16 protein-coding genes are annotated in these 19054 nt (G+C 54.1%); 11 read left to right on the top strand and 5 right to left on the bottom strand.

Annotated features, from left to right (window positions below):
* Positions 1 to 4 precede the first annotated feature (4 nt).
* From L103DPR2_RS00535 to L103DPR2_RS00525, 3 genes are read left to right on the top strand one after another with little or no spacing between them, the layout of a single operon-like run.
* The gene (locus L103DPR2_RS00535; protein WP_055359267.1) at positions 5 to 757 is read left to right on the top strand and encodes a metallophosphoesterase family protein; all 753 of its coding nucleotides are present in this window, start codon (positions 5 to 7) and stop codon (positions 755 to 757) included.
* The gene (locus L103DPR2_RS00530; RefSeq protein WP_055359266.1) at positions 754 to 2220 is read left to right on the top strand and encodes a bifunctional serine/threonine-protein kinase/universal stress protein; all 1467 of its coding nucleotides are present in this window, start codon (positions 754 to 756) and stop codon (positions 2218 to 2220) included. Before L103DPR2_RS00535 ends, L103DPR2_RS00530 begins: the two co-directional genes overlap by 4 nt.
* Positions 2210 to 3340, top strand: coding sequence for a serine/threonine protein kinase (locus L103DPR2_RS00525; RefSeq protein ID WP_055359265.1), 1131 nt, complete (start codon positions 2210 to 2212; stop codon positions 3338 to 3340). Before L103DPR2_RS00530 ends, L103DPR2_RS00525 begins: the two co-directional genes overlap by 11 nt.
* A 58-nt stretch (positions 3341 to 3398) precedes the next feature.
* On the opposite strand, the gene htpG is transcribed toward L103DPR2_RS00525, so the two are convergent.
* The 4 genes from htpG to L103DPR2_RS00505 all read right to left on the bottom strand — a co-directional run bounded on the left by htpG (position 3399) and on the right by L103DPR2_RS00505 (position 8172).
* On the bottom strand, positions 3399 to 5366 hold the full coding sequence (gene htpG, locus L103DPR2_RS00520; protein WP_055359264.1) for a molecular chaperone HtpG: 1968 nt from the start codon (positions 5364 to 5366) through the stop codon (positions 3399 to 3401).
* Positions 5367 to 5494: 128 nt separating this feature from the next.
* Positions 5495 to 6517, bottom strand: coding sequence for an ABC transporter substrate-binding protein (locus L103DPR2_RS00515; RefSeq protein WP_082466835.1), 1023 nt, complete (start codon positions 6515 to 6517; stop codon positions 5495 to 5497).
* Between the two features lie 60 nt (positions 6518 to 6577).
* Positions 6578 to 7432: a pseudouridine synthase gene (locus L103DPR2_RS00510; RefSeq protein ID WP_055359262.1), complete on the bottom strand. Its 855-nt coding sequence runs from the start codon at positions 7430 to 7432 to the stop codon at positions 6578 to 6580.
* Positions 7429 to 8172, bottom strand: coding sequence for a Crp/Fnr family transcriptional regulator (locus tag L103DPR2_RS00505; protein ID WP_055359261.1), 744 nt, complete (start codon positions 8170 to 8172; stop codon positions 7429 to 7431). The genes L103DPR2_RS00510 and L103DPR2_RS00505 overlap by 4 nt, the downstream gene beginning before the upstream one ends.
* Positions 8173 to 8339: 167 nt before the next feature.
* Here L103DPR2_RS00505 and L103DPR2_RS00500 point away from each other — a divergent pair, with 167 nt between their 5' ends.
* The 8 genes from L103DPR2_RS00500 (at position 8340) to L103DPR2_RS00465 (ending at position 17863) form a co-directional block, all read left to right on the top strand.
* Positions 8340 to 10286: an AMP-dependent synthetase/ligase gene (locus L103DPR2_RS00500; RefSeq protein WP_055359260.1), complete on the top strand. Its 1947-nt coding sequence runs from the start codon at positions 8340 to 8342 to the stop codon at positions 10284 to 10286.
* Positions 10283 to 11065 (top strand): ABC transporter ATP-binding protein, encoded by a 783-nt coding sequence (locus tag L103DPR2_RS00495; RefSeq protein ID WP_055359259.1) that lies wholly within the window; start codon positions 10283 to 10285, stop codon positions 11063 to 11065. Before L103DPR2_RS00500 ends, L103DPR2_RS00495 begins: the two co-directional genes overlap by 4 nt.
* Positions 11066 to 11081: 16 nt before the next feature.
* Positions 11082 to 12011 (top strand): branched-chain amino acid ABC transporter permease, encoded by a 930-nt coding sequence (locus L103DPR2_RS00490; protein WP_055359258.1) that lies wholly within the window; start codon positions 11082 to 11084, stop codon positions 12009 to 12011.
* Positions 12012 to 12055: 44 nt separating this feature from the next.
* Entirely contained in the window at positions 12056 to 13132 is a 1077-nt protein-coding gene (locus L103DPR2_RS00485; RefSeq protein ID WP_055359257.1) for a branched-chain amino acid ABC transporter permease, read from the top strand.
* Positions 13133 to 13199: 67 nt separating this feature from the next.
* Positions 13200 to 14522, top strand: coding sequence for an ABC transporter substrate-binding protein (locus tag L103DPR2_RS00480; protein WP_055359256.1), 1323 nt, complete (start codon positions 13200 to 13202; stop codon positions 14520 to 14522).
* A 100-nt stretch (positions 14523 to 14622) separates the two neighbouring features.
* Entirely contained in the window at positions 14623 to 15432 is an 810-nt protein-coding gene (locus L103DPR2_RS00475; RefSeq protein ID WP_055359255.1) for an ABC transporter ATP-binding protein, read from the top strand.
* Between the two features lie 25 nt (positions 15433 to 15457).
* Positions 15458 to 16720, top strand: coding sequence for a phenylacetate--CoA ligase family protein (locus L103DPR2_RS00470; RefSeq protein ID WP_055359254.1), 1263 nt, complete (start codon positions 15458 to 15460; stop codon positions 16718 to 16720).
* 168 nt (positions 16721 to 16888) lie between these two features.
* Entirely contained in the window at positions 16889 to 17863 is a 975-nt protein-coding gene (locus L103DPR2_RS00465; RefSeq protein WP_055359253.1) for a tripartite tricarboxylate transporter substrate-binding protein, read from the top strand.
* Here L103DPR2_RS00465 and L103DPR2_RS00460 read toward each other — a convergent pair.
* Positions 17851 to 19050, bottom strand: a complete 1200-nt coding sequence (locus tag L103DPR2_RS00460; RefSeq protein WP_055361747.1) for a cation:proton antiporter — start codon at positions 19048 to 19050, stop codon at positions 17851 to 17853. The two genes, L103DPR2_RS00465 and L103DPR2_RS00460, sit on opposite strands and share 13 nt — an antisense overlap.
* Positions 19051 to 19054: the final 4 nt, after the last annotated feature.

Raw genomic sequence — 19054 nt, 5'->3', positions numbered from 1 at the left:
GCTTGTGAAAATTGCGCTGCTCTCAGACATTCATGCCAACCTGCAAGCGCTGAATGCTTGCATGGCACATGCCAAAGCGCAAGGCGTTGACCGGTGGGCTTTGCTGGGTGACTTGGTGGGTTACGGTGGCAATCCTCAGGAAGTGGTCGACATCGCCATGCAGTTGGCCGACGAAGGTGCGTGGGTGCTACAAGGCAACCACGACGCCATGGCGGTGAAACCGCCCGTTGGCGATGACAGCCTGGGCAGCAGCACAGCCCAATGGACCTTTGAACAATTGGACGCTTCACAGCGTGGCTTTTTAAATGCCTTGCCTTTGACGGTCTTGTCGGGGCCGCTGCTGTTGGTCCATGCCAGCGCACATGCCCCCGAGCGTTGGCATTACGTCGACTCTGAACGCGCCGCCGACTTGTGCGCAGACCATGCCTTACAACACTTCGATGCACGTCATGTGGTGGTGGGCCATGTGCATCACCAAACGGTGTACTACCGTGGCACGGGTCACAGCATGATGAAGTTCGTACCTACAGCGGGTGTGCAGGTGCCCATGCCTTCGCACCGCCGATGGGTGGCGACGGTGGGATCGGTCGGGCAGCCGCGGGATCACAAACCCGAAGCGATGTATGCCCTCTACGATGAGACAGCAGGGCGCATGAGTTTCCACCGAGTGCCGTATGACCATCAAGCCGCCGCCACGGCCATCCGCGAAGCAGGGCTGCCCGATTTTTTTGCTGAACGATTGGCGCTAGGGCGATGAAACTTCTCAATCCTGGCCATGTGATCGATGGCTTTGAAATTCAAGCTTGTTTGCATGCCGGTGGCATGGCGCACATCTACACCGTTCAGTACGCTTTGAGCGAAGACGGCACACGCCGCGAATCAGAGTTCCCGATGGCCATGAAGATTCCGCGCATGACGGCTGGCGATGGTGCAGAAAACATTGTGAGCTTTGAGGTTGAGCATCAAATCTTGCCCGCACTGTCGGGCTCCCATGTGCCGCGCTTTGTGGCAGCCGGTGATTTGTCTCGCACGCCTTATTTGGTCATGGAATATGTGCAGGGGTCGACACTTGAAACCTGGCGCGAGAATTTTCACAAAGAATTATTTCAAGCAGGTTTACACGACAGGGCCATTGCTCGTGTCGGTGCTGAGTTGGCGCATGCAGCGCACAGTTTGCATAAACAAAACGTGTGTCACTTAGACCTCAAGCCAGCCAATGTCTTGATCCGCCCCAACGGCAAAGTGGTGTTGTTAGATTTTGGTTTGTCATGCCATGCACATTACCCGGATCTGCTGGCTGAAGAAATGCGCAAAGCGGTGGGCTCACCTGCGTGGATTGCACCTGAACAAGTGGTGGGTGTGCGCGGTGATCCCCGTTCAGACATTTTTGCCATCGGTGTGATGCTGTACGAGCTGGCAACTGGCGAATTGCCGTTTGGCGAGCCTGCCACAGCGGGCGGCATGCGTCAGCGTTTGTGGATGGACCCTGTGCCACCTCGCAAGCGCAACCCCTTGGTGCCGGAATGGTTGCAAGAAGTGATTTTGAAGTGCCTGCATCCTGAGGCTGCCAAGCGATATCCCTCGGCGGCTCACTTGGCCATGGACTTGGGCAACCCCGATCAAATTCGCATCACAGAGCGCGGTCAACAAATCAAGGGCACTGGCTTTAGAGAGCATTTCAAGCGATGGCTGAAAGCTGCGGGCATGCATTACCAGCCCAGCCCCTTGCCTTCCAAGCAGATCAAAGAAGTACCGATCTTGATGGTGGCCTTGCCACACGCCGATGTGAGCGATGCCACGTGGTATTCGCTGCGCGAAGCGGTCGATCGATCTTTGGGCATTCGACCGGGTGCGCGTTTGGCATGCGTGACGGTCATATCGCCCAATGACACCAGCAGTACCGATTCAAGCAAAAGCGAAAGCAGTGTGCATCGCATGCACTTGGCGCGCATGCAGCAATGGTCACAAGGCTTGGATTTGCACGATCATCAAGTTTCGTTTCACGTGCTGGAAGCCAGCGATGTGGCGCATGCACTGGTGACGTATGCTGCAAGCAATGAGGTTGGCATGGTGATCATGGGTGCGGCCACGCATGGTCTGCAAATGCAGCGCTTTGTAGCCACTGTACCCATCAAGGTGGCCATGAACGCGCCATGCACCGTCATCTTGGTCAAGCAAGATGTGCCGTTTGAATTTTTAGGAACATTGAATGACAAATGAAGTCCCCCAAGGGCCATCCGAGTGGGACGCTTTGCATCCATATGCTTCACTCACGCCTGATGCCGTTCTCGATGCATTGGCCGACATCGCCTTGATGGGCGATGGTCGCCTGACGGCGCTCAGCTCCTACGAAAACCGCGTCTATCAAATTCAATTGGAGACCGAGCGCACACCCACGCAAACCGATGGTACGCCTGTGCCCACCAGTGTGGTCGCTAAGTTTTACCGGCCCAGTCGTTGGACAGATGCGCAGATTCAAGAAGAACATGACTTTGCGGCGGAGTTGGTCGCTGCAGAAGTGCCCGTGGTGCCGCCGCTCAATTTGCAAGGCCACACCTTGCATCACAAAGCGTTTGCAGAAAATTCTGCGAAGCTTGCTTTGCAGGGCCAGGCGTTTCAAGGTTTTTCTTTTTCCGTCAGTGAACGACGCGGCGGTCGTCCGCCTGAGTTGGACGATGACGAAGTGCTCGAGTGGATTGGCCGTTTTCTAGCGCGCATTCATACCGTGGGGGCTGCCCAGCCCTTTCACAATCGTCCCGCCCTCAGCATCGACACCTTCATGCAAGAGCCCAAGGATTGGTTGTTCAAGCACAAAGCGATTCCCATGGAAGTCGAGCGCGCATGGCAAGATGCGTGGCAACAGGCCATGGACGTGATGCATGCCGCTGGCTTAGGGTCTGCGCATGGCAGCGATTGGCCGCATTTTCAAATGTTGCGTTTGCATGGCGATTGCCATCCAGGCAATATTTTGTGGACACCTGCAGACCTGCCAGGCGGTGGCCCGCACTTTGTGGACTTAGACGATGCGCGCATGGGACCTGCTGTGCAAGACTTGTGGATGCTCTTGTCGGGAGATCGCAAGCAGCGCTCAGGTCAACTGAGCATGTTGCTGGAGGGGTATGAGCAAGTACGTGATTTTGATCGACGTGAACTGGCCTTGATTGAGCCGCTGCGAACACTGCGCTTGGTGCACTACAGCGCGTGGCTAGCCCGCCGATGGGACGACCCCATTTTCCCGATCAACTTTCCGTGGTTTGGCACGCCTGATTATTGGCGCGGCCAAGTTCAAATGTTGGAAGAGCAGATCGAGCAAATGCAAGAACCGCTGTTGGTGGTTTGAGCAGAAACGAACAAGCCGCCCGAAGGCGGCTTGTTCATTGAAATGCAAATGGTTTGAATTAAACCAACAGCGCATTCACACGGCGCACATAAGCTGCTGGATCATCTGGCATGCCGCCTTCAGCCAACAAAGCTTGGTCAAACAAAATGTTGGCTAAGTCATGGAAGTGCACAGAGCCTTCGAGCTTCTTGACCAGCGCATGCTCAGGGTTGACTTCCAGCACAGGCTTGGATTCAGGCGCTTGCTGACCCGCTTGCTTCAACATGCGTGCCAGCTGCATGCTCATCCCGTTGTCGGTCACCACCAGGCAAGCAGGTGAGTCCACCAAGCGGCTGGTGACGCGCACGTCTTCGGCTTTGTCTTTCAAAGCTTCTTTCAATTTGGCCAGCAAAGGCTTGAAGGTTTCAGCGGCTTCTTCAGCTGCTTTCTTTTCTTCTTCGTCTTGCAAGCTGCCCAAGTCAAAGGCGCCCTTGGCCACGCTTTGCATGGGGGTGCCATCAAACTCGTGCATGAAGTTCAAGGCCCACTCGTCTACGCGGTCGGTCATGAGCAAGACTTCAATGCCCTTCTTCTTGAACACTTCCAATTGAGGGCTGTGCTTGGCAGCGGCCAGTGTTTCCGCGGTGATGTAGTAGATGGCTTCTTGGCCTTCTTTCATGCGCGCTTTGTAGTCGGCCAAGGACACGCTCACTTCGTCAGATGAAGTGGAGGCGAAGCGCAAGAGTTTGGCCAAGCGCTCGCGGTTGCCAAAGTCTTCGCCCAAGCCTTCTTTGAGTACCGCGCCAAACTCTTTGTAGAAGCGGGTGTACTGACCTTGTTTGGCTTTGTCTTCTTCGCTCACCACATCGGTCACGCCATCTTCAGAAGCCTTAGGCGCTTCGTTGTGTTTGGCCAAGTCTTCCAACATGGACAACACGCGCTTGGTACAACCTTCGCGAATGGCTTTAACGTCACGACTTTCTTGCAGCAACTCACGGCTGACGTTCAAAGGCAAATCCGCAGAGTCGACCACACCTTTGACAAAGCGCAAGTAGCTGGGCATGAGCGCTTCGGCATCGTCCATGATGAAGACGCGCTTGACGTACAACTTGATGCCGGCTTTTTTATCACGGTTCCACAAGTCATGCGGGGCTTGTGAAGGAATGTACAAAAGCTGTGTGTACTCGGTGCTGCCTTCCACGCGGTTGTGTGTCCAGGTGAGCGGCTCGGCAAAGTCTTTGCTGATTTGCTTGTAGAACTCTTTGTACTGTTCGTCGGTGACGTCTTTTTTGGGGCGGGTCCACAAAGCGGTGGCTTTGTTGATGGCTTCCCACTCACCAGTCTTCACCATGCCGCCGGGTTTGCGGCCTTCGCTCTCGTCCTTGCCAATGAGTTCACCGTCTTTCCACTCCTCTTTTTCCATCAAGATGGGCAAGCTGATGTGGTCGGAATATTTGCCAACGATTTCTTTCAGTTTCCAAGTGTTGGCGTATTGCAAGGCGTCTTCGCGCAAATGCAAGATGATGCTGGTGCCGCGTTGTGCGCGTTCAATGGTTTCAACTTCAAAGTCGCCTGTACCGCCGCTGATCCAGCGCACGCCTTCGGACGCCGTTGCCCCTGCACGGCGTGTTTCGACTGTGATCTTGTCGGCCACAATGAAACCCGAATAGAAGCCCACGCCAAATTGGCCAATGAGTTGCGCATCAGACTTTTGATCGCCCGACAGTTTGCTCATGAAGTCTTTGGTGCCGCTCTTGGCAATGGTGCCCAAGTTGTCGATGGCTTCTTGCGCCGTCATGCCAATGCCGTTGTCAGCGATGGTCAGTGTCTTGGCTTCGGTGTCAAATGACAAACGAACTTCCAAGTTGGGTTGGTTCTCATAAAGCGCATCGTTGTTGAGCGCTTCAAAGCGCAGCTTGTCGCAAGCGTCGGACGCGTTGGACACCAACTCGCGAACAAAAATTTCGGGGTTGGAATACAGCGAATGCGTTACCAAATGGAGCAGCTGGGCTACTTCGGCCTGAAAGGCATGGGTCTTTTTGGTCATCTTCAAATCGATACAAAGCGGTTAAAAAAGAGTGCTTGCCTTTGCAAATAAAGAGGCAAGCGCAGGGTTGAAACAACCCACCACCCCTGAATTGGGGATGGTTTTTGAAATTTCAAGGGGGTTGAGAATTAGCGGGCTTGGGCGCCCACTTCCTTGTTCCAACGGTCTAGCAGGCGTTTGCGCTCAGAAGCTTTGCCGTATTTTTCAAAGTCGTACTTGATCAAGCGCACATCGTCCAAGCTGGGGATGCGTGGATCGGGCTTGAAGGTCTTGTTGGCCGGAAACTGCAAGCTGCCCGACAGGCCGCCAATTTTTTGACCTTCTGGGCTCATCAACCAGTCGTAATACTGCTTGGCGGCTTCGGCGTTGCGTGCGCCTTTGATCAATGCAATGCCGCCAATTTCGTAGCTGGTGCCTTCGCAAGGAGCGCCGGATTGCACGGGGTATTTGTTGTGTTTCCAAAGATCGAAGCCGAAGATAAAGCTGACGCCCACAGCCACTTCGCCTTTGGCCACATTGGGTGCTTGGGCGGTGCCACTGCGGGTGTATTGCGTCACGTTGGCGTTCAGCTTTTTCATGTAATCGAAGGCAGCCTCTTCGCCCATCAACTGCACCAAGCCCGCCAAGATGGTGTAAGCCGTGCCACTGGACGCAGGGTGAGAGGTTTCAATTTCGCCTTTGTAAATGGGCTTGAGCAAATCGGACCAGCATTTGGGTGCGGGTAAGTTTTTCTTTTTCAACAACTCCGTGTTCCATCCAAAGCCGATGGCGCTGGTGTAGAAGCCGCCCACTTTGTTTTCAGACATGGCGTATTGGCGCACGCTCCAGCCATACAAGTCATTGATGTAGGCGGGGCGATAAGGGGCCAGCAGACCTATTTCGGCCGCTTGCAAGAACGGATCGCCAGTGCCGCCCCACCAAATGTCGGTTTTGGGATTGGCGGCCTCTGCGCGAATTTGCGCCAAGGCTTCGCCAGTGGCTTTGCGGGTTTGCAAGACCGTAACGCCCGTGGCTTTGGTGAAGGCTTGCGCTGCCATCTCGCACCAGCTTTGGTCGGTGCTGCAGATGGCGTTGACGGTAGCCGCTTGTGCGTTGATGGCCATTAGGCCGCTGGCCAAAATCCAGGCGATGCTGTGTTTCAAAGTTTTCATGGCAGTCGTGTTCATGTTGTTTGTGCGCTCGAAATAGGAATGCAGTGCAAGCCTTCAATCTTAAAAACTTTCTTTGGGGCCCAGATAACGCCATTGCCCCACAGGCAAGGCACCCAAATGCACACGGCCCATGCGAATACGTTTGAGGCCCACCACTTTCAGGCCCACTTGCTCGCACATGCGACGAATTTGCCGCTTCTTGCCTTCTTTCAACACAAAACGAAGTTGCTCAGGGTTTTGCCATTCCACTTGCGCGGGTTTCAAGGGCTTGCCATCTAAGCTCAAGCCGTGTCGCAGTTTTTGCATTTGTGCGGCAGGGAAGTGGGCCTGCACGTTCACTGTGATATCGCCCTGCGGACCGGCACAGGTGACGCGCACCAAATACTCTTTCTCCATGTCTGAGTCTTCGCCAATCAGTTGACGCGCCACGCGGCCATCTTGCGTCATGACCAGCAAGCCCACAGAGTCAATGTCCAATCGACCTGCAGGCGCCAAGCCTTTGAACTGTGCAGGACTGAACCGAATGTTCGTGGTGTCGCCCGACCATTGATTGCGCGCTTGAAACAGCACCATGGCGGGCTCGTGTCCGTCTTCCGCTTGACCGCTCACATAGCCCATGGGTTTGTGCAGCAGCACGGTCACTTGTTGTTCTTGATGCGCTTGTGCAGCGCGTTCGATCGTGATGCGATCGGCAGAGCCCACTTGCATGCCCATTTCTGCCACATTGCCGTTCACCAAGACCCAGCCTTGCTCAATCCATGCATCGGCTTCGCGGCGAGAGCACATTCCTAGCTCTGCCATGCGTTTGTTCAGGCGCACCGTGGTGGCGCCAGTCGCGCTGGGGTGCGCGGTTGACACCGCGTTCGCCGGACGAGGCGCGCGGGTAAAAGTGGGTTTGGCGGGTGGCTGGTTCATAGAATCTTTTCTGTGAGCTGATTGTCTCTGTTTCTGCGGTCAATCATGCGCGTGCGCAAGCCCTGCAAATCCAAAATTCTCAAGCCCCCATATTCCACGCGGATCAGTTCTTCTTCTTGCAGGTGGATCAAGGCCTCGTTCACGCGCTGTCTGGACAAGCCGACCAGATAAGCCAGTTCTTGTTGGGTGATGCGCAGCAAATCGCCCACCCCAGAAAACAACACAGGATTGAACAAGGCGGCCAAGTTACGTGCCACCCGCAAGTCGGGGTTGTTCAAACGGTCAAATTCCCGCGCAGCAATGAATTGACCTAAACGCTCATTCAGTTGGTTCATCACAAAGCGGTTAAAGCCCAGCGAATTGTCGATCAGCCAGTGGAAGGTCTCCAGGGGCAAACCCGCCACCACACTGGCCCGCAAGGCTTGAATGTTGTATCGGTAAACCTCGCGCTTCAAGGCGGTACCCTCGCCAAACCAGCCGCCTGGTGGCACACCCGTGAAGGTCATGGTTTGGCCATCCTCGTTGTCGCTGCTCATCTTGAGCAGGCCAGACACCGTGCCAAACCAGTAAGTGACAGGGCGACCCACGCGGCACACAAAATCACCTTTTTCGGCGTCGCCCACACGCAAGGCGTTGATGGCGCGCTCACGTTCTTTGGGCAAGAGCAAAGGCAGCCATGGAATGTTGCCCAACTCCTCATCGGTTGGGGGACGTCTTCTTTGATGCAGGTCAGATGTCATGTCAACTTCATGTAAGACGTTGAAAATCCTAGGGAAAATCCTAGTGGGCGATACCTTAGATTGTCGTCGAAACGACAACTTGACGTCAAATCAAAGTCTAGCATCCAGTCCAAGAAATCAACAAGTCTCTTCTTTTTGGACGAGACGGTGACCTAACCAGGACCCGTATGCAGACGACCTTTCCTCAATTGCTTCTGGCACATGCCGCCCAGCGCCCCACTGCGCCGGCCATGCGTGAAAAAGAATATGGCATTTGGCAAACCATCAGCTGGCAAGACATGGCCACCATGGTGACCCACATGGCCTGTGGCCTGCACCAAGCTGGCCTGAAGCGCGGTGAGCACATGATCGTGGTGGGCTCTAACCGTCCCCGTTTGTACGCCACCATGTTGGCTGCGCAGTCTTTGGGCGCCATCCCAGTGCCTTTGTACCAAGATGCGGTGGCTGCTGAGTGTGTGTTCCCCATGACCAACGCCGAAGTGCGCTTGTGCGTGGTGGAAGACCAAGAGCAAGTCGACAAAATGCTGGAAGTGCGCGAAACCTACACCGCGCTCGAACACATTTATTACGATGACCCCAGAGGATTGCGCAAGTACGACGAGCCTGGCCTTGGTTCTGTGGATGAGTTATTGGCTGCAGGTGCCGTGTTTGCAAAACAGCACCCCAACTTCTACAAAGAGCAAGTGGAGATGGGCGCTAAAGAAGACGTGGCCGCCATGTTCTTCACATCGGGCACCACTGGTAATCCCAAAGGTGTGGTGCACACGCATGGTACTTTAATTGACCGCGCACAAGCCGGCGCCGAGTTCGATCACCTCACCTCCAACGAAGACGTGCTGGCCTATTTGCCACCCGCTTGGATTGGTCAAAACATTTTCAGTTATGCACAGTGGTTGGTGGCCGGTTATGTGGTCAATTGCCCCGAGTCGGCCGCCACGGTCACCATCGACTTGAAAGAAATTGGCCCAACCTATTACTTCGCACCACCCCGCGTGTTTGAAGGCATGCTCACCAGCGTGAGCATTCGCATGGAAGATGCCAGCAGTCTCAAGCGCAACATGTACAAGTACTTCATGAGCTTGGCCAAAAAAGTCGGACCCAAGCGCATGGATGGCGAGTCGATTGGTTTGTTCAACAGCCTCATGTATGGCCTTGGCAACTTGTTGGTCTACGGTCCCTTGCGCAACAACCTCGGCTTTAGCCGTGTGCGAGTGGCCTACACCGCCGGTGAAGCCATCGGCCCCGATTTGTTCACCTTTTATCGCTCCATTGGCGTGAACTTGAAACAGTTGTACGGCTCCACCGAAACCGCGGTGTTTGTCTGCTTGCAGCCCGACAACCAAGCGCGCGCCGACACGGTGGGCGTGCCTTGCCGTGGTGTTGAAATCAAGGTGGCCGACAACGGCGAGATCTTGGTGAAGTCGCCAGGCTTGCTCAAGGGCTATTACAAAAACCCAGAAGCCACAGCCGAAGTGTTGACGGCCGATGGTTGGTATCACACCAGCGATGCCGGCTTCCTCGACAGCCATGGCCACCTCAAAATCATCGACCGTGTGAAAGACGTGGGTCGCATCAAAGGCGGCAGCAATGACGGCGCCATGTTCGCACCCAAGTACGTCGAGAACAAGCTCAAGTTCTTCCCGCACATCAAAGAAGTTGTGGCCTATGGCGACCAACGTGAAAAAGTGTGCGTCATGATCAACATCGACTTTGATGCGGTGGGCAACTGGGCCGAGCGTCGCAACTTGCCTTATGCCGGTTACACCGACTTAGCTCAAAAGCCAGAAGTTTATGAGTTGATCAAAGAGTGTGTAGAGCAAGTCAATGCCGACTTGGCCGAAGACGAATTGCTCGCTGGTAGCCAGGTCAGTCGCTATTTGGTCTTGCACAAAGAACTGGATGCCGATGATGGTGAACTCACCCGCACCAACAAAGTTCGCCGTGGCTTCATTGCAGAAAAATACCAGCCCTTGGTCGATGCCTTGTATGGCGGTTTGACCACGCAGTTCATTGAAACGGTTGTGAAGTTTGAGGACGGTCGCACTGGCAGTGTCAGCGCCACCCTCAAAATTTCTGACGCTAAAACATTTGCCCCCGTGAAGGCAGCAGCATGACAAAACACATTGGCGACGTCATCCTCGACGTTCAAAACATCAGCCTCCGATTTGGTGGCGTGAAGGCGCTGACCGACATTTCTTTCAATGTGAAAGAACATGAAATACGCGCCATCATTGGCCCCAACGGTGCCGGCAAAAGCTCCATGCTCAACTGCATCAATGGTGTGTACACCCCGCAAGAGGGCAGCATCACATTCCGCGGTCAAACCTTTGACCACATGAACAGCCGCCAAGTGGCCGAGATGGGCGTGGCACGCACTTTCCAAAATTTGGCCTTGTTCAAGGGCATGAGCGTGATCGACAACATCATGACCGGTCGTAACTTGCGCATGAAGAGCAATTTGCTCATGCAAGCCTTGCGCATCGGCCCTGCCGAAAACGAAGAAATGAAACACCGCGAGCGTGTGGAAGAGATCATCGATTTCTTGGAAATTCAGGCCTATCGCAAAACGCCAGTGGGCCAGCTGCCCTACGGTTTGCAAAAGCGCGTCGACTTGGGTCGCGCCTTGGCCATGGAGCCGCAAGTCTTGTTGCTCGATGAGCCGATGGCCGGCATGAACGTCGAAGAAAAACAAGACATGTGCCGTTTCATCTTGGACGTCAACGATGAGTTTGGTTGCACCATTGTTTTGATTGAGCACGACATGGGCGTGGTGATGGACATTTCCGACCGCGTGGTGGTGCTCGACTACGGCAAAAAAATTGGCGACGGCACCCCCGAAGAAGTACGCAACAACGAAGAAGTGATCAGTGCCTATTTGGGCACTTCACACTAAGCACAAGGACAGCAAAATGGGATTTTTTCTTGAAACCTTGATTGGCGGTCTGATGGCCGGCATGCTCTATTCCTTGGTGGCCTTGGGCTTCGTGCTCATTTACAAAGCCTCGGGTGTGTTCAACTTTGCGCAAGGCGCGATGGTGTTGTTTGCAGCCTTGGCCATGGCGCGTTTTGCTGAATGGATTCCTGCGTATGCAGGCATCACCAGTCCTGTGGCGGCCAACCTGATTGCCTTTGCATTGGCTGCAGCCGTCATGTTCATCGTGGCGTGGGTCATTGAGTATTTGGTGTTGCGTCATTTGGTCAATCAAGAAGGCACCACCTTGTTGATGGCCACTTTGGGCATTACCTATTTCTTGGACGGTGTGGGCCAATCCATTTTTGGCAGCGACATTTACAAGATCGACATTGGCATGCCCAAAGAACCTTTGATGGCTTTCGAAAAAGCCTTTGAAGGCGGCATCATGATCAACCAAGAAGACCTGGTGGCAGCGGCCATTGCGGCTGTCTTGGTGGCAGGCCTCAGTGTCTTCTTCCAGAAAACGACTACTGGCCGCGCATTGCGCGCTGTGGCCGACGATCACCAAGCGGCGCAGTCGATTGGCATTCCTTTGAATCGCATCTGGGTCATTGTGTGGTGCGTTGCGGGCATTGTGGCTTTGGTGGCCGGCATGATTTGGGGTTCCAAATTGGGCGTGCAATTCTCACTGTCAACAGTCGCGTTGCGCGCACTGCCTGTGGTGATCTTGGGCGGTTTGACTTCCGTGCCTGGTGCCATCATTGGCGGCCTCATCATCGGTGTAGGCGAGAAGTTGTCTGAAGTTTTCTTGGGCCCTTATGTAGGTGGCGGCATTGAAATCTGGTTTGCCTATGTGCTGGCCTTGGGTTTCTTGCTCGTCCGCCCTCAAGGTTTGTTTGGTGAAAAGATCATCGATCGCGTTTAAACCCAAACGCAAGCACTGAACATTCACGATCGCAGAAAGAATTTATGTTTTACAGAGAAAACGGCCAATTCAAAACCAGCTACAAAGCTGACCAGCAAATTTTCCCCATCGCGCAAGACCGCTGGGGTGTTTTGCTCATCGTTGCGTTTGCATTTTTCGCGGTGCCTTTGTTGGCCGACGAATACATGATGCGCGCCATTCTGATCCCTTTCCTCATTTTGTCGCTGGCCGCTTTGGGCGTGAACATCTTGGTGGGTTACTGCGGCCAGATTTCTTTGGGTTCAGGCGCTTTCATGGCGGTGGGTGCTTATGCTGCCTTTAACTGCTGGGTTCGCTTAGAGGGCATTCCGTTGGTGGCGGCCTTGTTGGTCGGTGGCTTCTTTGCCACGCTGGTGGGCATCTTCTTTGGCATTCCCAGCTTGCGCGTAAAGGGTTTGTATTTGTCTGTGGCCACCTTGGCTGCACAGTTCTTTTGCGATTGGGCTTTCTTGCGCATCAAGTGGTTTACCAACGACTCAGCATCTGGCACCGCGTCGGTGGCCAACCTCACCGCCTTTGGCTTTGATGTGGTCACGCCCTTGCAAAAATACATTTTCTGTTTAAGTGTCTTGGTGGTGTTTGGCTTGTTGGCCAAAAACCTGGTGCGTGGTGCCATTGGTCGTGAGTGGATGGCCATCCGCGACATGGACGTGGCGGCTGCGGTCATTGGCATTCGACCTATGTACGCCAAGCTCAGTGCATTTGCGGTCAGCTCCTTCATTGTGGGCGTGGCTGGCGCGTTGTGGGCCTTTGTTCACTTGGGTTCTTGGGAGCCAGCCGCCTTCTCTGTTGACCGTTCGTTCCAATTGCTCTTCATGGTCATTTTGGGTGGTATGGGCTCCATCATGGGCAGCTTCTTTGGCGCTGCTTTCATTGTGATTTTGCCCATTGCCATTAACTTGATTTTGCCGGTTCTGGGCTCGCTGGTGGGCGTAGAAGTGAGCACGGCTGCCCTGACGCACGCTGAGCAAATTATTTTTGGCGCATTGATTGTGTGGTTCTTAATTGTGGAACCCCACGGTTTGGCCAAATTGTGGAGTGTGGGTAAACAAAAAATGCGCGTCTGGCCATTCCCTCACTAATTTAGTTGCCAGTATTCAAACCAAGTTTTTTCACTGCTTCTTTTTAATTTTCAACAGGAGACAAACCATGAAGCTTCGTCAACTCGTTCTAGCTGCATCGGTGGTGGCTGCGGCTGCTTCCAGCGCATTGGTCAGCACTGCTGCCTATGCACAAGCCAAAGAACAATTCTTCCCCGTGCTGCCTTACCGTACAGGTGCTTATGCACCCAACGGTGTGCCATGGGCCAACGGCTATGCCGACTACCTCAAGTTGATCAATGCCCGTGATGGCGGCATCAACGGCGTGAAGATCACTTTTGAAGAGTGCGACACAGCCTACGCCACCGACCGCGGTGTTGAATGCTACGAGCGCCTGAAAGGCAAAGCACAAGGCGGCATCTTCCAACCCTTGTCAACTGGCATCACATTCGCTTTGACTGAAAAAGCCCCCACTGACAAAAACCCCTTGATCACTGGCGGCTATGGTCGTTCAGAGTCTAGCGATGGTGGTGTGTTCAAGTGGAACTTCCCCTTGATGGGTACCTACTGGTCTGGCGCTGACATCATCATGCAGCACCTCACCAAAAAAGAAAATGGCAACTTGAAAGGCAAGAAAATTGCCTTGGTTTACCACGACAGCCCCTACGGCAAAGAGCCCATTCCTTTGTTGCAAGAGCGCGCCAAGATGCAAGGTTATGACTTGCAATTGTTGCCCGTGACAGCACCAGGCGTGGAGCAAAAAGCCACGTGGTTGCAAATTCGTCAATCCCGCCCCGACTACGTGTTGTTGTGGGGTTGGGGTGTGATGAACTCTGCCGCTTTGAAAGAAGCGGTGGCCACTGGCTATCCTCGCGACAAGATGTATGGCGTATGGTGGTCTGCTGCTGAACCCGACGTCAAAGACGTGGGCGAAGCTGCCAAAGGTTACTCTGGCTTGGTAGCCACTGGCCCTGGTGGAAAAGTGTTGGAAGACATCAAGAAGCACGTGCATGACAAGAAGCAAGGCACCGGCCCCGCTGACGAAGTGGGCACCACTTTGTACAACCGTGGTTTGGTGAGTGCTGCCCTGGCGGTTGAAGGCGTGCGCGCTGCGCAAGAGCGCTTCGGCAAAGGCAAAGTGGTCAATGGCGACCAAATCCGTTGGGGTCTGGAAAACTTGAACATGGACGACAAAGCCCTGAAGAAACTTGGCCTAGACACAGTCATGAAGCCCCTGAGCACTTCATGCCTCGACCACGAAGGTTCACGCACGGCTCGCTTGCACACATGGGATGGCAAAAAATGGAACTACAGCTCTGATTGGATCGAAGCTGACACCTCCATCATCAAGCCACTCGTGAAGCAATTTGCTGACAAGTACGCTGCAGAGAAAAAACTGACACGCCGTACACCTGCAGACTGCCAGTCTTAATCTGACGCAGGAGCGGGTGGCATTTTCAAATGCCGCCCCTCTTCTTCAGACCTGCGTGCAGGTTTGAGGTGGAGTTTCAAATTCATTGAGCAGGGTCATCATGGACGCTAAAAATATTGTTCTCAACGTCAACGGCATTGAAGTCATTTACAACCACGTCATCTTGGTTTTAAAGGGCGTGTCATTGCAAGTGCCAGAAGGCAGCATCGTGGCTTTGCTAGGTGGTAATGGCGCAGGCAAAACAACCACGCTGCGTGCAGTGTCCAACTTGTTGCAAGGCGAGCGTGGTGCGGTCACCAAGGGCTCGATTGAACTGCGCGGCGAGCGCATCGAAAACTTGTCACCCGCAGATTTGGTGCAACGCGGTGTGGTCCAAGTGATGGAAGGCCGTCATTGCTTTGCCCACTTGACCATTGAAGAGAACTTGCTCACAGGCTCTTACACGCGCAAAGACAAGGGCGAAATTGCAGCCAACTTAGAAAAAGTCTACAACTATTTCCCTCGACTCAAAACGCGCCGCACCTCTCAAGCGGCATACACCTCGGGAGGCGAGCAGCAAATGTGTGCTATTGGCCGCGCCATCATGACCAACCCCAGCATGGTGTTGCTCGACGAACCCTCCATGGGCTTGGCACCACAAATTGTGGAAGAAGTTTTCAACATCGTGCGCGACCTGAACACCAAAGAAAAAGTGACCTTCTTGTTGGCTGAGCAAAACACCAACATGGCTTTGAAGTACTCAGACTACGGCTACATCATGGAAAGCGGCCGCATTGTGATGGATGGTGCGGCAAAAGATTTGGCCACGAATGAAGACGTGAAAGAATTTTACCTGGGCATGGGCGGTGGCGAGCGCAAGAGCTTCAAAGATGTGAAGAGCTACAAACGTCGCAAGCGCTGGCTGGCTTAATTTTCCAAACATTCAAAGGAATTTTATGAATACGCACCTGGATGCATTGGAAACGCGCGCGCCTGCAGAACGCGAAGCGGCTTTGTTGGCAGCGTTGCCGACCCAAATCGCGCATGCTCAAAAGAATGCACCTGCCTTTGCAGATGCCCTCAAAGCCATCAACGCATCAGACATCACCTCACGCGCAGCTTTGGCCGCGTTGCCAGTAGTTCGCAAATACGAACTGTTGGAAAGACAAAAAGCCTCACGTGCTGCAGGCCACAGTGTGTTCGGTGGGTTCAGTGCCATTGCTTATGGCAAGAACATGCCTCGCGTGTTCTCTAGCCCTGGCCCGATTTACGAGCCAGAAGGTGCGCGCGCCGATTACTGGCGCATGGCCCGCGCCATTGCGGCAGCCGGTTTCAAATCGGGTGAACTGATTCACAACTGTTTCAGCTACCACTTCACGCCAGCAGGATCCATGATGGAGTCGGGTGCACATGCTTTGGGCTGTACCGTGTTTCCCGGCGGCATTGGTCAAACCGAACAGCAAGTCCAAGCCATGGCCGAGTTGCAGCCTGCGGGCTACATCGGTACGCCTAGCTTCTTGAAAATCATCATCGAAAAAGCGGCGGAAATGGGCGTGGCCTTGCCTTCTGTGAAAAAGGCCTTGGTGTCTGGAGAAGCCTTTCCACCGAGCTTGCGTGACTGGATGACCGAGCGCGGCGTCAATGCCTATCAGTGCTACGCCACCGCCGACGTGGGCTTGATTGCCTACGAAACCAGCGCCCGACAAGGTTTGATCGTCGATGAGGGTGTGATTGTTGAAATTGTGCGCCCCGGTACCGGCGATCCTGTGCCTGAAGGTGAAGTGGGCGAACTGGTCATCACCAGCTTGAACCCCGACTATCCTTTGATTCGTTTTGGCACCGGCGATTTGTCGGCCATCTTGAGTGGCCCTTGCCCTACCGGCCGTACCAACCAGCGCATCAAGGGATGGATGGGACGTGCAGATCAAACCACCAAGGTGCGCGGTATGTTTGTGCACCCTGGTCAAGTGGCCGAAGTGGTCAAGCGCTTTCCGGCTGCCTTGAAGGCCCGTTTGGTGGTGCAAGGCGAAATGGCCAATGACAGCATGGCCTTGCATGTCGAAACCCAGGCGGCTGGCCAAGGCGAGGCCGAACTCAAAGCGCAAATTGCAGAAGCCATTCGCGACATCACCAAGTTGCGCAGTGACGTCCTGTTGGTGGCCCCAGGGACCTTGGCCAATGACGGCAAAGTCATTGAGGATGCGCGCAGTTATCAGTAAGCTGCTATCGCGTGGTGGCTGGCCAGGCTGGCGATGACCTTGATCTGACGCAAAAGGGCTTCATTTGTCAAGAATGAAGCCCTTTTCTGTTACAGGAGTTAGTGTTTCCGCGGGGTAAGGGGGCTGCTATGGCACACTACACTAAAGGTTCTAGATAAGGAGTTTTAGATGAAACGCATCCTGGTAATTGCAGCCGCAGCTTTGTCGCTGGTGGCACACGCTCAAAATTTCCCGGGCTCTAAGCCCATCACCTTCGTGGTGCCATTTGCTGCAGGCGGTCCAACCGATCGCGTCGCCCGCGATTTGGCAGAAGCCATGCGCGCGCCTTTGGGCGGCGCTGTGCTGTTGGTCGACAACGCTGCCGGTGCCGGTGGTTCCATTGGCGCTAACAAAGTTGCCAAAGCAGCCCCCGATGGTCACACCTTGCTCTTGCACCACATCGGCATGGCCACCATGCCCACATTGGTTCGCAACATTCCCTTCAAAGTTGACAGCGACTTCGAATACGTTGGCATGGTCAATGACGTGCCCATGACGCTGATTGGCAAGCCCAGCTTGCCCGCCAACAACTTCAAAGAGTTGAGCGCTTGGGTAACCGCCAACAAAGGCAAAATCAATTTGGGCAATGCGGGTGTAGGCTCAGCCTCACACCTGTGCGGTTTGCTGTATCAAAATGCCGTTCAAGTCGACATGACCACAGTGCCTTACAAAGGCACCGCGCCTGCCATGACCGATTTGATGGGTGGCCAAATTGATTTGATGTGCGATCAAACCACCAACACCACCAGCCAAATCGAAGGCAAAAAAGTCAAAGCCTATGCGGTGACCACCAGCAAGCACCTGACCACGCCTGCACTGAAAGATTTGCCCACCATGCAAGAAGCAGGTCTCAAAGGTTTTGAAGTCACCATTTGGCACGGTTTGTATGCGCCCAAAGGCACACCGCCCGATGTTCTCGCCAAGATCAATGCGGCGCTCAAAGTGGCTTTGAAAGATCCTGAGTTCATCAAGAAGCAAGAAGGCTTGGGTGCTGTGGTTGTCACCGACAAACGCGTAGAACCTGCAGAGCACAAGAAATTCGTGGCGGCTGAAATTGCAAAATGGAGCCCCATCATCAAAGCAGCAGGTGTTTACGCCGACTGATTCTTCATTCGCATTAGCTTCGGGCTCACCACGGGGGTGGTGAGCATCGTACTTGCAACGGCCATCAGCAGCAGCGCTGTGAAGGTGGCGGAAGAAATGATTTGTTTGTCGAGCAAGATGTTGGCAAAAATAATCATGATCAAGGCTTTGGTTTGAAGCAACCATCCAATCACAGACGCCTCGCCAGCGGGCCAACCCAAAATACGGCCAGCCAATCGAACCCCTAGCAACTTACCAGCGACAGAAGCCAGCAGCAACAAAGCTGCCGCAACAAAAACCAAGGTGCCGCCGATGGCCCAGTTGGTCTTCAGCCCCGTGCTTAAAAAGAACACGGGCATCATGACCAACAAGACATGCTTTCGCAGCAGGTCCATTTGTGCTTGATCAAACCATTTGGCATCAATCACCACCCCTGCCAAAAATGCCCCTACCATGAAATGCAGGCCCGACCAATCGGCGCCCAAAGCACACACAATGAGCCAAATCAAGGCCACGTACCATCGATCTGCTGCAGGTATGGCTTTCATCAAGCGACGCAGAACCCAGCTCAACACGCCAAAGGCCAGCAAGAAAAAGACCTGTTTGCCCATGCGCTCCCAGTCCATCAGAATCAGTGCCAGCACGCCCCAAATGGCAATGTCATCCAAGCTTGCATAACGCAAAATTCTCTGGCCCAGGGGTTGCCTCAAAATTTCAAGTTTTTCCATCAGCAAAATGAGAATGGGCAAGGCAGTCACTGCGCAAGACATGGCCACGCCCGTGGTGAACTGCCAGTCTTTGGCCAAGGGCCCTGTCCACCCTGCACCCATCTGTCCCGAGTTGATGAAACTCGCTGCAACTGCGCCAAAAATCAAAGGCACCAACAAAGCCAAGCCTGCAGTCAGTGCGCTCTCTTTTTTTGCGGCCCACGCTTGGCTCAAGTCGAGTTCAATGCCCGCTAGGAAAACAAACAGCATCACCGCCCACCAGGCCACGCCGTTCAAGGACTGAACCACAGAAGGGTTGAAGACAAATTGGTAATACGCTGGAAACAAATTCCCCAACACGCCTGGTCCCAACAGAATGCCCGTGATGATTTGGACGACAACCAAAGGCGCGACCTGTTCGGTACGACCCAAGCGCCAAATCAAGTAGGGCACTGTAAACACGATGCCCATGGCGATTAGATAAATCTCAGTGGTGTTCATGGAA

It is taken from the genome of Limnohabitans sp. 103DPR2 (assembly GCF_001412575.1).
Taxonomy (GTDB): Bacteria; Pseudomonadota; Gammaproteobacteria; order Burkholderiales; family Burkholderiaceae_C; genus Limnohabitans_A.
Note: the sequence above shows the minus strand (reverse complement) of the source record. Positions and strands in the feature narration are given on the sequence as shown.

What these genes read in the sequence shown, in the direction of transcription:
- L103DPR2_RS00530 (WP_055359266.1), top strand. Translation starts at nt 754, where the DNA reads ATGAAACTTCTCAATCCTGGCCATGTGATCGATGGCTTTGAAATTCAA.
- L103DPR2_RS00525 (WP_055359265.1), top strand. Translation starts at nt 2,210, where the DNA reads ATGACAAATGAAGTCCCCCAAGGGCCATCCGAGTGGGACGCTTTGCAT.
- htpG (WP_055359264.1), bottom strand. Translation starts at nt 5,366, where the DNA reads ATGACCAAAAAGACCCATGCCTTTCAGGCCGAAGTAGCCCAGCTGCTC.
- L103DPR2_RS00515 (WP_082466835.1), bottom strand. Translation starts at nt 6,517, where the DNA reads ATGAAAACTTTGAAACACAGCATCGCCTGGATTTTGGCCAGCGGCCTA.
- L103DPR2_RS00510 (WP_055359262.1), bottom strand. Translation starts at nt 7,432, where the DNA reads ATGAACCAGCCACCCGCCAAACCCACTTTTACCCGCGCGCCTCGTCCG.
- L103DPR2_RS00505 (WP_055359261.1), bottom strand. Translation starts at nt 8,172, where the DNA reads ATGACATCTGACCTGCATCAAAGAAGACGTCCCCCAACCGATGAGGAG.
- L103DPR2_RS00500 (WP_055359260.1), top strand. Translation starts at nt 8,340, where the DNA reads ATGCAGACGACCTTTCCTCAATTGCTTCTGGCACATGCCGCCCAGCGC.
- L103DPR2_RS00495 (WP_055359259.1), top strand. Translation starts at nt 10,283, where the DNA reads ATGACAAAACACATTGGCGACGTCATCCTCGACGTTCAAAACATCAGC.
- L103DPR2_RS00490 (WP_055359258.1), top strand. Translation starts at nt 11,082, where the DNA reads ATGGGATTTTTTCTTGAAACCTTGATTGGCGGTCTGATGGCCGGCATG.
- L103DPR2_RS00485 (WP_055359257.1), top strand. Translation starts at nt 12,056, where the DNA reads ATGTTTTACAGAGAAAACGGCCAATTCAAAACCAGCTACAAAGCTGAC.
- L103DPR2_RS00480 (WP_055359256.1), top strand. Translation starts at nt 13,200, where the DNA reads ATGAAGCTTCGTCAACTCGTTCTAGCTGCATCGGTGGTGGCTGCGGCT.
- L103DPR2_RS00475 (WP_055359255.1), top strand. Translation starts at nt 14,623, where the DNA reads ATGGACGCTAAAAATATTGTTCTCAACGTCAACGGCATTGAAGTCATT.
- L103DPR2_RS00470 (WP_055359254.1), top strand. Translation starts at nt 15,458, where the DNA reads ATGAATACGCACCTGGATGCATTGGAAACGCGCGCGCCTGCAGAACGC.
- L103DPR2_RS00465 (WP_055359253.1), top strand. Translation starts at nt 16,889, where the DNA reads ATGAAACGCATCCTGGTAATTGCAGCCGCAGCTTTGTCGCTGGTGGCA.
- L103DPR2_RS00460 (WP_055361747.1), bottom strand. Translation starts at nt 19,050, where the DNA reads ATGAACACCACTGAGATTTATCTAATCGCCATGGGCATCGTGTTTACA.